The organism is Luteimicrobium subarcticum (assembly GCF_002798015.1).
Lineage (GTDB): Bacteria > Actinomycetota > Actinomycetes > Actinomycetales > Cellulomonadaceae > Luteimicrobium > Luteimicrobium subarcticum.
This window is the reverse complement of record NZ_PGTZ01000009.1, coordinates 25,884-38,987: the sequence shown is the minus strand read 5'-3', so window position 1 is coordinate 38,987 and position 13,104 is coordinate 25,884. Positions and strand designations below refer to the sequence as shown.

The window sequence follows — 13,104 nt, the reverse complement described above, 5'->3', positions numbered from 1 at the left end:
GGCGCGCACCGCAGGGGGGTGCGCGCCGCGGGCTCAGAGCTGTCCGAGCAGCCGTTCCGTCGCCGCGTTGCGGAAGACGCCGTCCGGGTCGCGCCGGGCGAGCAGCTCGCGGGCGTCGTCGAAACGGGGGTAGAGCGGCGCGAGCCGGGCCGCGTCGAACAGGTGGACCTTGCCCCAGTGCGGACGGGCGCCGAAAGGTTCGAGGGCGGCCTCGACGAGGGGGAGGACGGCGGCGACCGCGGCCGCGTCGCGGTGCCACGTGAAGTGGATCGCGAGCGAGTCACGGCCCGCGGCCATGCTGAGCCAGAGGTCGTCCGCTGCGACGGTCCGCAGCTCGGTGATCGCGAGGACCGGCGCGATCCGGTCGGCGAGCGCACGGACTGCGCGGAGGGCCGGGACCGCGTCGGCGCGGTCGACGAAGTACTCGGACTGGATCTCGTCGCCCACGCTCGGCGTGGCGTCGAACCGGAAGTGCGGGAGGCGGGCGTTCCACGGGCCGGGCGTGAGGTGGACGGTCGTGTTCACCTCGTCGGACGGGACGATGAGCGGCCGCGCGACCCCGGAGGGCCGGACGCCGAGGAGGTCGGGAGCGTCCTCGGATGCTGCGTCGGCGGCGCCCGGGTCGCGAGCGCCTCGGTCGAGAAGGGCGGTGACCCGCCGCTTGACCCAGACCTGCTCGATCCTGTCGGCCGCCCAGTCGGTGAACACGCTCACGCTGTACCCGGCGCCGGTCACGGCAGGGACGTCCTCGAGGAACGCGTCCCACGGCAGGTCGCGGTAGGAGTCCTGGCGGACGGCGAACGTGGGCTCGACGGCGAGGGTCACGCGCGTCACGACGCCCAGGGCGCCGAGGGCGACGACGCTGCCGGCGAGCTCGGGGTCGTCCGCGGCGATCGTTCGTAGGTCGCCGCCCGGGCCGACGAGCTCGAGCCCGCGGACGGCCGTCGAGAGCGAGCCGTTGGCGTCGCCGGAGCCGTGGGTGCCGGTCGCGGTGGCCCCCGCGACGGAGATGTGGGGGAGCGAGCCGAGGTTGTGCAGCGCCCAGCCGCGCGCGTCGAGCCAGGCGGCGAGGTCGCCGTACCGTGTGCCGCCGCCGACGGTGACGGTGCGGGCGTCCTCGTCGAGCACGGGGTCGGCGGCGATCCCGGTGACGGACACGAGCGTGCCGGCGGTGTCGGGGAGGTCGTTGAACGCGTGCCGCGTGCCGAGCGCGCGGACATGGCGGCTGCTCGCGACGACGGCCCGGGCCTCCTCGACGCTGCGCGCCTCGACGAGACGGTCGGCGGTGATGGTGTGGTTCCCGGCCCAGTTGATGACGTCCATCGAACTATCCGATCACATCGGGGTCGTGGCCCCATGGTGTGGCACCGCCTCGTCCTCGCGCCACCGCCCCTACGGTGTGCCGGTGACCACTTCCGCAGAGGGCCCGACGAGCACCCCGACCACGAACCGCGCGGGCCGCCCCGTCTCCGGGACCGTGACGCGGGCGGTGGTCGTCGCCGTCCTGAGCTTCGCCCTCGGCGCCCTGACGTCGTACACCCAGGGACTCCTTCCGGACGCGCTGGCGTCGTTCGCCAACTCGGCCAGCGGCTGGACGCTCCTCACGGCGCTCCTCGTGTACGGGTCGCGGGTGCGCGGCGTCGGCGGTGCGGTCCTCGGGGCGGTGAGCTTCGTCCTCCTCGTCCTCGGGTACACGGCGGCGTCCGACCTGCGGGGCCTGCACTACGACCCGCTGCTGTTCGGCGTCGTCGGGGTCGTCGTCGGGCCCTTCGTGGGCCTCGCGGCGACATGGCTGCACGCTCGCGACCTGCCCGCGGCGCTGGGCACGGCCCTCCTCGCCGGCGTCGGGATCGGCGAGGCCGCCTACGGGCTCACCGTGGTCCGCGACACGACCAGCCCGGTCTACTGGATCGTGATCGCCGCCGTCGGTGTCACGCTCCTCGTCGGCACGCTCGTCCGGCGCGTCCGGGGTGCGTTGCCCGTCGCCGTGGCGGTCCTCGGTACGGTCGTGGTGGCTGCGGTGTTCCTGCTCGCCTACCGGACGCTCGGCGCCGGCCTCGGGTAGCGATCACCCCTCTCGCAGCGCCGCATCTCGGCGAGCACCCTGTCCCGGCTCGAGTCGGGCGGCCGCCGCGCGACCATCGAGCTGCTCGTCCCGCTCGCCCGCGCCTACGGGTTCGCGCTGGACGACCTGGTCGGCGCCCCCGCGACGGGTGACCCGCGCATCCGGCCCCGACCCGTGCGTCGGCACGGTCGGGTGTACCTGCCGCTGACGCCGCACGCCGAGGGGCCCGAGAGCGTCTCGGTGCGGGTCAGCTCGTCGCCGGGGTCCGTCGCGGCGAGGCGCTCCTGGATGCGACGCAGGTGCGACACCGTCGTGACCGGCCCGAGGTCGTGCCAGTACAGGGTCACCTGCAGCGCGACGGCGGCGTTCTCGCCCGGCAGCGCGAGGTACGCCATGACCTGCCCGCCCGCGCCCGCGGCGCGCGACGCGGCGTCCTCCAGGTCGAGCAGCGCCCAGTGGTCCGGCAGGTTGAGCTCCAGCCCGACGCCGCGCGAGCCCCCCGGCTCGTCGACCGACGCGAGCGCCTCCCGGCCCTCCGGGCTGATGCCGGCACCGGTGGCGTCGAACAGGCCGGTCGGGTCGTCCTCGGCGGGTGCGGTCTCCAGGGCGGCGAGGGCCTCTGCGACGGTGAACGCCATCGCGCCCGGCGAGCCGGGGTCCACCACCACTCGGGAGAGGGCTGCGCCGTGGCGGCGCAGGAACGGCGCGAGCGAGTCGCGCCGCCGCAGGCTGAACTCGCGGCCCGGGTCGTCGCCGAGGAATTCCTCGAGCGTCGCCGCGCTCGAGAACACGCACAGGTCGAACGTGCTGCCTCCCTCGTCGGCGGGCGCGTACGTACCGGTAGCGTCCGCCCGCGCCTCCCGCAGCGGTGTCGCCGCCGGGAACACCCGTACCTGCGGTGTGCCGTCGTCCCGGGTCAGGTGCGGCACGACCACCGGGCCGTCGCGCAGCGCGCGCAGCACGGCCGCGCCCGGGGTGTCCGGAGCCGTCATGGTGAACCTCTCGGTGGTCTCGTCAGGCATGGGGGGTCTCGTGGGGGCAGGCGTCGTCCGGCGCCGGACGACGTGCCGAGCCAGTCACGGGGTGCGCCCATCGGCGGCGGTCTCGAAGAAGGCCTCCATCGCTCCGGTCAGCTCGTCGAGGTCGTATCCCGTGCGCAGCCGACACTCCACCGGGCCCAGGATGTCAAGGACCTCACGGAGCGCCACCCGCCAGATCTCATACCGGGTCGCGCCGCCGCTCGACATCGGCCCGTCTGGAAAACACAATCCGGACTCTGCCTGGCCGGGGAAGAGCATGCGACCTGACGCAGCGAGATGGACCGCCCACACGTCGCTCTCCGGGCACCCGATCGTCTCTGACAGTCGGAGGGTGTAGTTGGCGAGCTCGCGCGTGAGGGCGCGTACCTCGTGGCTGCCGTCGGTGGTGCCATGTGAGGTCATTGAGGTACGCCTCTCCGGAGTGGTCGTCCCCCCCGGTAGTCCTCGATGGTCCGTACGGTGCACCCAGAACGTGCACTCGAGCTCGGTGGACGAAAGCTCGCCGACGCGCAGCGCAGTCGTTGGTGAGCAGAGCCGGTCGTCGTCGGCCGTCCCTCATTCGGGGGCGTAGGGCAGATCGTCAGTGAGGCCCTCGATGAAGTCCGTCGCCCATCGGAAGCCCCAGTCCCTGCTGGCGACGACGCGAGCGATGACGTCGCGAGGTACGAGCCCGAACGATGAGAGCTCGGAGAGGGCGTTGAGCTGGGAGTTAAGGGCTGTCTCGTCCTCCTCGAGCGCCATCACCACTTCGAGCACGCGGGCGAGCGACCCGGCGAGCTCTCCGTCGAGCGATTCGGAGATCATGTCGGACACCTTGCTCGCTGCGAGGTCCCGGTCGCGTGCGTCCGCTGCAGCGAGCTCGACCGTCAGGCTGCGGATGTCACGGGTTGCGAGTGTCACTGGTGTCGTCCTAGCTCCAGGGTAGGGGTACGTCGGCTGGCCACGGCATGTGGGTAGCGTTCGCGTGGTCTGGGTTGTAGTTCGGGCTGTTCGGGTTGGTGCACTGCGGGTGCGCAAAGTCCCCGTCCTGCATCCGGTACTTGTTTCCCACCTTGTGGCGGTAGATGGGGCCATGTGACGGGTTCGATCCGGCCGGCGCGGTCCCGTCGACGTCGTGCGCATGGAAGACGTTGGTCTTGCCGTCGCTGTCGGTCCAGCGGAACTTCACCCCGCGCTGCGCACCCTCACCCGAATGGGACCAGAAGGGAAGCATCTCGGCATCGTCCGGGACGACGTGCAGCGGGCTATTCTCAGCCTGACGCGCCGTGATCACGCGCTCTGGCCAGTTCTGCGGCCCGTGGGTCCCCATGTTGTGGACGAGGACGGGGGTGTCGCCGGCGAGGACGTAGTAGGTGTGGTGGGCGTGGACGTGGATGTTGTAGACGGTCTCGTCGCGGTGCTCGATGGCAAGGGCGTCGAGGTCGACAGTTCCTGAGTCAGTGACAAGCAGGTCGCCCGCGGCACGCTCGCTCGGCGAGTCCGGGGTGTGCTGCTCGTCGTCGTTGCGGTCCTCGGCACGCGCGTGGTGGACGTAGCGTTTCTGCTCGCCTACCGCACGATCGGCGCCGGCCTCGGGTCGTGCCGATCGCGTCTCCCGGCGTACCCTGGTGGCAACGGGTGTTGCGGTAACGGCAAGTCGCCGGTGTCCCGCCGCTGTGCTCGCCAGATTCTCGACGGAGGACCACCATGACGGACGGCACGACCGACGACGTCCAGGCCGTGCTCGACCGCCTCGGCCCCCGCCTGCGCGACGCGCGCACCCGGCGCGGGATGACGCTCGCGCAGGTCTCGGACGCGACGGGCATCTCGACGAGCACCCTGTCCCGGCTCGAGTCGGGCGGCCGCCGCGCGACCATCGAGCTGCTCGTCCCGCTCGCCCGCGCCTACGGGTTCGCGCTGGACGACCTGGTCGGCGCCCCCGCGACGGGTGACCCGCGCATCCGGCCCCGACCCGTGCGTCGGCACGGTCGGGTGTACCTGCCGCTGACGCCGCACGCCGAGGGGCTGCAGGCCTTCAAGGTCATCATCCCGGGGACCGACCCGGACGCACCGGTCACGCTCGGCACCCACGCGGGGTACGAGTGGCTGTACGTGCTCAGCGGGCGGGTCCGGCTCTGCCTCGACGGCACCGAGACGGTGCTCGAGCGCGGGGAGGCCGCCGAGTTCGACACGCGGACCCCGCACGCCGTCCTCAGCGCGGACGACCAACCCGCCGAGGTGCTCAACCTCTTCGGCCCGCAGGGTGAGCAGGTGCACGTCCGCGGACGGTGAACCGCCCGCGGCTCACTCCACCGGGCGGCCTGTGTACGCGGCGACGGTTCGGCCGGCGGCCGCGTGCGCGACGTCGTCCGCGACACCTGACGCGGCGTGCGCGTGACCCCACGCACGACCGGACGCCTCGAGGAAGTCGAGACCGCCCGTCGACTGCACCCACTCGGGTGCGAGGCGTCCGCCGGTGCTCCCGGCGGCGAGGTGCCGGGCGAGCCCGAGCAGTGCCGAGTCCCACCCGATCCCGACGGCCGCCGGACCGAACGACTCCCACTGCGGCGCACGGGGCAGCCGGTGCACGAGCGTCAGACGGGTGCCCGCGTCGCCCACGACGGGCGGGTCGGCGGGACCGACCTCGAGCGGCCCGTCCTCGCCCTCGCGGGCCAGCTCGACCGTGACCCACGTGACCTCGCCCGCGAACTCCCACGTCACCTCGAACCGGTGCGGCGCCCGGCAGTCGAGCACCGTCCCGGACGCGTTGCCCTCCACCGCGTAGCGTCCGCCGTCGACCAGCTCACCCGTGACGGGCAGGAACCACTGCGTGATGCGGTCGGTGCGCGACACCGCCTGCCACACCGTGTCGAGGTCCGCGGCGAACGACTGGGCCAGCACGACCTCGTCCTGGAGCGCGCCGTCGACGGTGCGGACGTCGACCGTGCGGGCCACCGACCCGATCTGCGCGGTGAGGTCGTCGGGCGTGGGGTTCGGCGCGTCGTCGCTCATGACGGCCACGCTATCGGGCGCTGCGCCCCGAGGCCCGCCGCCAGGCGAGCACGGCGCCCGACGACAGCCCGCTGAGCACCGACCCGAACGACCCGAAGGACAGGACGGACAACGCGCTCGCGAACGAGGCGACGGAGGCGATCGACAGGGACGACCCGATCGAGAGGACGGACCCGGACGAGCCGACCGACAGCACGGAACCGGTGGAACCGATCGAGAGGATCGAACCTGACGACCCGATCGACAGGATCGATCCGGACGAACCGTGGGAGCCGAAGGGGCCGTGCGGTTCCGGCGTGGTGCGCGAGGAGGTCATCCTCCGATGGTCGCGCGGGCGGCCCGCCGCCGCGAACCCGGTCCGCGGACGCCGGGTCCCGGAGCGGATCGATCAGCGGCGGACGACCCCGCCGAGCTGCGTGAGCGCGGTCCGCTCGGCTCGCCGCCTGCGGCGGGCGCGTCGTAGTTCGAGCCCGCCGACGATCACGAGGTCCAGCACGACGACGATCCCGACGAGCGGCAGCCAGTGGCTGGCGAGGAAGTGCTTGGTGTCCTCGCGCGGCGCGGTCACGAGGGCGATCAGGATCGCCGCGACGAGCGTCACGAGGAACGTCCGCCACACCACGCGTCCCACGGGGGACGGCGTCGGTGCGAGCAGGCGGCGCACCTCGCGGACGCTGTCGGTCACGAGAGCGTCGCCGGTCGCCGGGTCGGTGAACCCGTAGCGGGTGCCAGTACCTGTGCCCGCTCCCGTGCCGGTGCTGAGCGACGGGACGGTCACCTCGACGTCCACGCGGACGCGCGACCCGGGCAGCGTGACCTTCGCGGTCCCGCGCTCGGGGCTCAGGCGTCCGGTCGCGGCCTTGGCGCCGTACGACCGCAGGTGCGCGCACAGCTCGGCCGTCGCCTGCTTGACGGCGGCCCGGCGGGCAGTCTGCGCGGGGCTGTAGGTCGCGGTGCGCGTGCGGGACATGCCACTCCTTCGTGCGGTGCGTTGGTCCCGCGGGTGACGGACGGGGCGGACCGTGACGGGACGGCCGCCCGGTGCGTGAGGGTCCGTCACCCGCGGGCGGTGCCACCGTAGGGAACGGAACCCGGGACGATCCCCGGAGGAACCTGGGAACCGCCTGTCAGATGCAGAGAACCTGCTGCGGGCGGCCCCGGTGCTCCGGCGCGCACCCGCGGGTCGAACCGATTCGCGCTCGGCGCCGGTGCGGGCGCAGGATGAGCACGCAGCGGGTCCCGGCGCGACACTCGGCATGACGCCCACGTGTCCACCAGCACGACATTCGCACGAAGGAGAGAGCGTTGACGACGACGTCGACGCCGGCCCCCGAGCCGGCGCAGCCCACCCAGCCCACCCTGCCCGAGCCGGGACTGCCCGCGCTCGCGCACCCCGACCTCGTCGGGCGGCTCACGCTCGAGCAGAAGGCGAGCCTGGTCTCGGGTGCGGACGTGTGGCACACGCAGGGCATCGAGGAGCACGGGATCGCCTCGATCATGGTCACGGACGGCCCCCACGGCCTGCGCAAGGCCGGGTCGGGCGACGAGATCGGCATCGGCACGTCCAACCCCGCGACCTGCTTCCCGCCCGCAGTGACGCTCGGTTCCACGTGGAACGTCGACCTGGCCCGCCGGGTCGGCGAGGCCATCGGCGACGAGGCGCGCGCCGAGCAGGTGGGCGTCGTGCTCGGCCCGGGCGTCAACATCAAGCGGTCGCCGCTGTGCGGGCGCAACTTCGAGTACGTCTCCGAGGACCCGCACGTCGCCGGTCGCATCGGAGCGGGGCTCGTCGAGGGCATCCAGTCGCGCGGCATCGGGACGTCCCTCAAGCACTTCGCGGCGAACAACCAGGAGACGGACCGCATGCGCGTCTCCGCGGACGTCGACGAGCGCACCCTGCGCGAGATCTACCTGCCTGCGTTCGAGCACGTGGTCACCACGCAGCAGCCCACCACCGTCATGTGCGCGTACAACGCGGTCAACGGCGTCCCCGCGAGCCAGAACCACTGGCTCCTCACCGAGGTCCTGCGCGGCGACTGGGGCTTCGAGGGCTTGGTCGTCTCCGACTGGGGCGCCGTCTGGGAGCCGGACGCGGCGGTCGCCGCCGGGCTCGAGCTCGAGATGCCGCCGTCGGGCGGGGAGTCCGTGGTGGTCGACGCGGTGCGCGAGGGCCGGCTCGACGAGGCCGTCCTCGACGTCGCCGTCGACCGCGTCCTCACCCTGCTCGACCGGACGCGTGACGCTCTCGCCGCGGACGACCCCGCGCTCGACGACGACGCCTACGCCCGCCACCACGAGATCGCCCGAGAGGCCGCGCGCGAGGGGGCCGTCCTGCTCGAGAACGACGGCGTCCTGCCGCTCGACGCCGCGTCGGCCGAGCGCATCGCCGTCGTCGGGGCGTTCGCGGCCGAGCCGCGCTACCAGGGTGCCGGGTCGTCGCAGGTCGTCCCGACGCGCGTGGACGACGCCCTCACCGCGATCCGTGCCGCCGCGGGCGCGGACCGCGTCACCTACGCCGCCGGGTTCCGCCTCGACGGGCAGCCCGACGCCGCGCTGCACGACGAGGCCGTCGCCGCGGCCCGCGCCGCCGACGTCACCGTCCTGTTCGTCGGGCTCCCGTCGGTCGACGAGTCCGAGGGCTACGACCGCACCCACATCGACCTCGCGGACGTCCAGGTCGACCTCATCGACGCGCTCCAGGGCGTCACCGAGCGGCTCGTGGTCGTCCTGTCGAACGGGTCGGTCGTCGCGGTCGACGCCTGGCGCGACGGGTGCGCCGCGATCCTCGAGGGCTGGCTGCTCGGCCAGGCCGGCGGTTCCGCGACCGCCGACCTGCTCTTCGGCGTCGTCTCGCCGTCCGGCCGCCTCACCGAGACCGTGCCGGTGCGCCTGTCCGACACCCCGTCGTACCTGTCGTTCCCGGGGAGCGACGGGCACGTCGTCTACGGCGAGGGCCTGTACGTCGGCTACCGCTACTTCGACACCCTCGGCAAGCGCGTCTCGTACCCGTTCGGGCACGGCCTGACGTACACGACGTTCGAGTACGGCGAGCCGGTCGCCGTGCCGGCGCCCGACCGCGGCGCCCACGCCTGGGACGTCCACGTGTCGCTGACCAACACCGGGGACGTGCCTGCGTCCGAGGTCGTCCAGGTGTACGTGCACGACGAGGTGGCACGCGTCGCGCGCCCGTCGCACGAGCTGCGCGGGTTCGCGAAGGTGCCCGTCGAGCCGGGGGAGACCGTCGAGGTCGTCGTCCCGCTCGACGAGCGCGCGTTCGCCTTCTGGTCCGTGCGTGACCATCGGTGGGAGGTCGAGGCGGGGCGGTTCGTCATCGAGGTCGGCGCGTCGTCGCACGACATCCGCGGGACCGTCGTCGTCGAGGCCGAGGGGGACGGGTTCCGTCCGCTGCTCACCGACCGGTCCACCATGGGCGAGTGGATCGACGACCCGGTCGGCGCGCAGGTGCTCGGTGCCGCGATGGCGGCGGCCGGAGGCGGCCAGGCCCTGCCCGCCGACGACGACCCCGTGGCGGTGTTCATGCGGCAGATGCCGCTCGCCAAGATCGCGACCTTCGTCCCGGGCGTGACGCGCGAGAACATCGCGCAGCTCGTCGCGGGGTACGCGGCGGCCCGCTGAGCCCGGCGGCGAGCAGGGTCTCGCAGCGGACGGCCCAGCGCCGTCGGGCGCGGGCGGGAGGACGACCCGCCCGCGCCCGACGGTCAGGCGGTGACGTCGGCGAGGACCTCCGGGGACGCCAGGATCCACTCCGTCGCGAACAGGACCTTGTCGGTCAGCCCCAGCATCCGGTCGCGCATCTCGACGTGCGGGGTCGAGAACGCGAGCCGGGCCACGGCCTGCCCGCCGGGCGCCTCGGCCCAGTAGTCGACGAGCAGGAGCGTCGTGCCTGCTCCGCCGACCTCCGCGGCGCCGGCGCGGCGTCGCACGTGCCGCACGAACGGGCCTGACAGGGTCTCGGTGCGGGTCAGGTCGTCGCCGGGGTCGGTCGCGGCGAGCCGCTCCTGGATGCGCCGCAGGTGCGACACCGTCGTGACCGGCCCGAGGTCGTGCCAGTACAGGGTCACCTGCAGCGCGACGGCAGCGTTCTCGCCCGGCAGCGCCAGGTACGCCATGACCTGCCCGCCCGCGCCCGCGGCGCGCTCGGCGGCGTCCGTCAGGTGCGCGCGCAGGTCGCGCCGCAGGGACGCGCCCCGGTCGCCGAGATGGGCGGTCTGCCGCTTCACGACGGCCCGGATCTCGTCGTCGCGCGACGCGGCGTCCTCCAGGTCGAGCAGCGCCCAGTGGTCCGGCAGGTTGAGCTCCAGCCCGACGCCGCGCGAGCCCCCCGGCTCGTCGACCGACGCGAGCGCCTCCCGGCCCTCCGGGCTGATGCCGGCACCGGTGGCGTCGAACAGGCCGGTCGGGTCGTCCTCGGCGGGCGCGGTCTCCAGGGCGGCGAGCACGTCGGCGACGGTGAACGCCATCGCGCCCGGCGAGCCGGGATCGACGACGACCTGGGAGAGGGCTGCGCCGTGGCGCCGCAGGAACGGTGCGAGCGAGTCGCGGCGGCGCAGACTGAACTCGCGGCCCGGGTCGTCACCGAGGAACGCCTCGAGCGTCGCCGCGCTCGAGAACACGCACAGGTCGAACAGGCTGGCTTCCTCGTCGGCGGGCGCGTCCGTACCGGTAGCGTCCGCCCGCGCCTCCCGCAGCGGTGTCGCCGCCGGGAACACCAGGACCTGCGGTGTGCCGTCGTCGCGGGTCAGGTGCGGCACGACCACCGGGCCGTCGCGCAGCGCGCTCAGCGCCGCGGCACGGTCACCCGCGAGGAGCGCGTCGCCCAGCGGACCCTCAGGGGACGGGCCCACTCCGTGGGGTGCTGCAGGACCGGTCGTCGATGGCCCCATCAGTCCAGTCGTCCGGCTGCAGACGGGAAGTCAGGGCCCTGGTCGTCTTTCCGTGGCGGTCGCGGACGTCGCGGGTTCTCGACGGACTCCACGCCGGCCTCCAGCCGGAGAGCCCGATCGACGTTCTCGCCTTGCGACGCCCGCCACACGGCGTCTGCGAGGGCTTCGACCTCCGGGGCCGAGAGACCCGTCCGGATGAAGAACTCGGCGCGCGACACGTTGCCGTAGCCGGCCTCCAAGGCCGCGTACAGCCGACGCATCTCGTCGCTCGAGCTGACGGAGAGGACCAGTCCGTCGTCCGTGGTGGTGAGCCGCATCAGTGTGCCGCCTTCTTGGCGAACTGTTCGGCGGTGACGCTGTACGTGCTCATGGAGACCTCGTTGCGGTAGATGATCATGACGCCCCGTTCGTGGTCGTACCAGCCGACGCCCCCGGACTTGAGGGGAGTACCACCGCCCTTGGCGGCGATGTCGGCATACCCGTCGAGGTAGTCGGCGAGCTCGTCGTCCGTCATCTTGCTCGCCCACGAATGCGACCCTGCGGCCCCCTCCCGGGCGATCTCGTCGCGCACGTGGAGGACGCCCTGGTAGGCGGCGTCCGAGCAGTCTTCGAACGTCCGGGGGATCCGGCCCGCCCCGTGCGTGTTGGCGTTGTGGACGAGGACGGCGGTGTCGCCTGCGAGGACGTAGTAGGTGTGGAAGGCGCGGACGTGGATGTTGTAGACGGGCACGCCGCCGTCGGCGTCGGTCTCGACTGCACTGGCGGGGTCGACGTGTTCGATGTCGATGGCGTCGAGGCGTACGGAGCCGGCGGGTTCCCCGGTGTCGGTGTCTTCGCCCGTGACGAGCTGGTCGCCCGGGCGCAGGTCGCGGGCGGCGATCCAGCCGAGGCCGTGGACCATGAAGGGGTGTTCGTCGGTCGTGGTAACCGGCTGCCCGGCGATGCTCAGGCGGTAGAGGGTCGTGGTGGTGCGGACGAAGGTCTCTTCGACCGTCTCGATGACGTCGACACCGGCGGTGAGGACGTGCGTGTAGACCTTGTCACCGGCCCGGAGGGTCTCGATGGGCCGGTCGCCGTCGGGGGTGCGGATGAGGGTGCCGGCGGTGAAGCAGGTCCCGAACCCGACCTTGCACGCGGCCTTGCGTCCGAAGCCTTCGAGCCCGTTCTTGATCCCGCCCTTCGCCAACCCCTTGAGACCTGCCAACGATTCGCGGGCCCCGGCTTTGAGGGCGACCTTGGAGATCCCGGTCGCTGCCTTCGCCGCGGCACCGAGCCCGATCACGCTGAGGGCGGCGCCGGCGATCGCGATCCCTGCCTCGGTCCAGGATCTCTCGCCGGTGGCGGCGAGGGCGATGTTGGCTAACGCGCTGACGATGGCCGCGACCGCTGCGACGACGAGGAGGACTCCGGCGAGCGCGGTGCCCACGACGGGGATGAACGCGACCACGATCGCGAGGATCCCCAGAGGCGGCGGATGACGTCCCCTCTGTCGGCACCTGTCCGCGATCGCGGCGACGACCTTCGACCCCCAGTCGTCCCACCACGAGTCGTTGAGGTCGTCGTGTGCCGTGATGTCGGTGATCTGGGCGATCGCGTTGTCCGCAGCACGGTCCCGGTCCGCCACCGCGGTGTCGATGTCACCCTTCGCGGCGTTCACCACACCGTGCGCGACGGACACCCGGTCCGATGCCACGTCGGCCTTGTGCTGGTAGACCGTCTTCTCGTGCGGGTCGGTGGTGTCGTCCGCGAGCTGCTGCCAGCGTGACTTCGTCCCGGTCGCGTCCGCCGACTCGTCCAGGGCGTCGATGGCCTTGTTCAACGCCGCCAACGTGTCGGACTGGACCCGGTCCAGCACCCCCGCGTAGTCGACGAGCGCCGAACCTGCTGCCTCGTAGCGCCCGTGCGCCTTGCGGATGTCCGCGATGACGTCCTCTTTGCGGTCCATCACCGCATCCATCGCCGCCGACACCGTCCCGTCGACCGACAACCTTTCCAGAGCCGACGCTGCATCATCGATCGCGGTCGCGACGTCCAGGTAGTCCCGGCCACCCGCCAGCACCAGCACCGGATCACCCGGCGTCGGATCGATGTCCAGACCCACCGG

At 72.9% G+C, this 13,104-nt stretch carries 15 protein-coding genes and 1 pseudogene; 5 read left to right on the top strand and 11 right to left on the bottom strand.

The genetic code is table 11. The features are described 5' to 3' along the window. Positions 1 to 33: 33 nt before the first annotated feature. On the bottom strand, positions 34 to 1,323 hold the full coding sequence (locus tag CLV34_RS10880; RefSeq protein WP_100350340.1) for a D-arabinono-1,4-lactone oxidase: 1,290 nt from the start codon (positions 1,321 to 1,323) through the stop codon (positions 34 to 36). An 82-nt stretch (positions 1,324 to 1,405) separates the two neighbouring features. Between CLV34_RS10880 and CLV34_RS10875 the strand changes: the two genes are divergently transcribed. Continuing rightward, positions 1,406 to 2,065: a DUF6518 family protein gene (locus tag CLV34_RS10875; RefSeq protein WP_245859183.1), complete on the top strand. Its 660-nt coding sequence runs from the start codon at positions 1,406 to 1,408 to the stop codon at positions 2,063 to 2,065. A gap of 24 nt (positions 2,066 to 2,089) precedes the next feature. Next, positions 2,090 to 2,146 (top strand): annotated as a pseudogene (locus tag CLV34_RS17340) (hypothetical protein); the annotation flags it as partial. Positions 2,147 to 2,169: 23 nt separating this feature from the next. On the opposite strand, the gene CLV34_RS17270 reads toward CLV34_RS17340, so the two are convergent. The 4 genes from CLV34_RS17270 to CLV34_RS17335 form a co-directional block, all read right to left on the bottom strand. After that, the gene (locus CLV34_RS17270) at positions 2,170 to 3,087 is read right to left on the bottom strand and encodes a hypothetical protein (protein WP_157803809.1); all 918 of its coding nucleotides are present in this window, start codon (positions 3,085 to 3,087) and stop codon (positions 2,170 to 2,172) included. Positions 3,088 to 3,141: 54 nt separating this feature from the next. Beyond that, positions 3,142 to 3,507, bottom strand: a complete 366-nt coding sequence (locus tag CLV34_RS10865; protein ID WP_100350339.1) for a hypothetical protein — start codon at positions 3,505 to 3,507, stop codon at positions 3,142 to 3,144. 153 nt (positions 3,508 to 3,660) lie between these two features. Continuing rightward, a complete protein-coding gene (locus CLV34_RS10860; protein WP_100350338.1) occupies positions 3,661 to 4,005 on the bottom strand; it encodes a hypothetical protein in 345 nt (114 codons plus the stop codon). A 10-nt stretch (positions 4,006 to 4,015) separates the two neighbouring features. Further along, entirely contained in the window at positions 4,016 to 4,318 is a 303-nt protein-coding gene (locus CLV34_RS17335) for a polymorphic toxin type 30 domain-containing protein (protein WP_425436237.1), read from the bottom strand. On the opposite strand from CLV34_RS17335, the gene CLV34_RS16985 reads away from it, so the two are divergent. Continuing rightward, a complete protein-coding gene (locus CLV34_RS16985) occupies positions 4,220 to 4,540 on the top strand; it encodes a hypothetical protein (RefSeq protein ID WP_245859182.1) in 321 nt (106 codons plus the stop codon). The two genes, CLV34_RS17335 and CLV34_RS16985, sit on opposite strands and share 99 nt — an antisense overlap. 251 nt (positions 4,541 to 4,791) lie before the next feature. Then, the gene (locus CLV34_RS10850) at positions 4,792 to 5,376 is read left to right on the top strand and encodes a helix-turn-helix domain-containing protein (RefSeq protein ID WP_100350336.1); all 585 of its coding nucleotides are present in this window, start codon (positions 4,792 to 4,794) and stop codon (positions 5,374 to 5,376) included. A gap of 12 nt (positions 5,377 to 5,388) precedes the next feature. Here the strand turns inward: CLV34_RS10850 and CLV34_RS10845 are convergent, their stop codons facing one another. The 3 genes from CLV34_RS10845 to CLV34_RS10835 all read right to left on the bottom strand — a co-directional run bounded on the left by CLV34_RS10845 (position 5,389) and on the right by CLV34_RS10835 (position 7,066). After that, positions 5,389 to 6,096 carry an SRPBCC domain-containing protein gene (locus CLV34_RS10845; RefSeq protein WP_157803808.1) on the bottom strand — a complete coding sequence of 236 codons (708 nt, stop codon included), beginning with the start codon at positions 6,094 to 6,096 and terminating at the stop codon, positions 5,389 to 5,391. A gap of 10 nt (positions 6,097 to 6,106) precedes the next feature. Then, on the bottom strand, positions 6,107 to 6,412 hold the full coding sequence (locus tag CLV34_RS10840) for a hypothetical protein (protein ID WP_211289422.1): 306 nt from the start codon (positions 6,410 to 6,412) through the stop codon (positions 6,107 to 6,109). Positions 6,413 to 6,484: 72 nt separating this feature from the next. Then, a complete protein-coding gene (locus tag CLV34_RS10835) occupies positions 6,485 to 7,066 on the bottom strand; it encodes a hypothetical protein (RefSeq protein ID WP_100350334.1) in 582 nt (193 codons plus the stop codon). A gap of 335 nt (positions 7,067 to 7,401) precedes the next feature. Here CLV34_RS10835 and CLV34_RS10830 point away from each other — a divergent pair, with 335 nt between their 5' ends. Continuing rightward, the gene (locus CLV34_RS10830) at positions 7,402 to 9,732 is read left to right on the top strand and encodes a glycoside hydrolase family 3 C-terminal domain-containing protein (RefSeq protein ID WP_245859181.1); all 2,331 of its coding nucleotides are present in this window, start codon (positions 7,402 to 7,404) and stop codon (positions 9,730 to 9,732) included. An 83-nt stretch (positions 9,733 to 9,815) separates the two neighbouring features. Here the strand turns inward: CLV34_RS10830 and CLV34_RS10825 are convergent, their stop codons facing one another. From CLV34_RS10825 to CLV34_RS10815, 3 genes are read right to left on the bottom strand one after another with little or no spacing between them, the layout of a single operon-like run. After that, positions 9,816 to 10,961: a hypothetical protein gene (locus CLV34_RS10825; RefSeq protein WP_100350333.1), complete on the bottom strand. Its 1,146-nt coding sequence runs from the start codon at positions 10,959 to 10,961 to the stop codon at positions 9,816 to 9,818. A gap of 38 nt (positions 10,962 to 10,999) precedes the next feature. Further along, positions 11,000 to 11,317, bottom strand: coding sequence for a hypothetical protein (locus CLV34_RS10820; RefSeq protein ID WP_100350332.1), 318 nt, complete (start codon positions 11,315 to 11,317; stop codon positions 11,000 to 11,002). Then, positions 11,317 to 13,101 carry a polymorphic toxin-type HINT domain-containing protein gene (locus CLV34_RS10815; protein ID WP_100350331.1) on the bottom strand — a complete coding sequence of 595 codons (1,785 nt, stop codon included), beginning with the start codon at positions 13,099 to 13,101 and terminating at the stop codon, positions 11,317 to 11,319. Before CLV34_RS10815 ends, CLV34_RS10820 begins: the two co-directional genes overlap by 1 nt. Positions 13,102 to 13,104 lie beyond the last annotated feature (3 nt).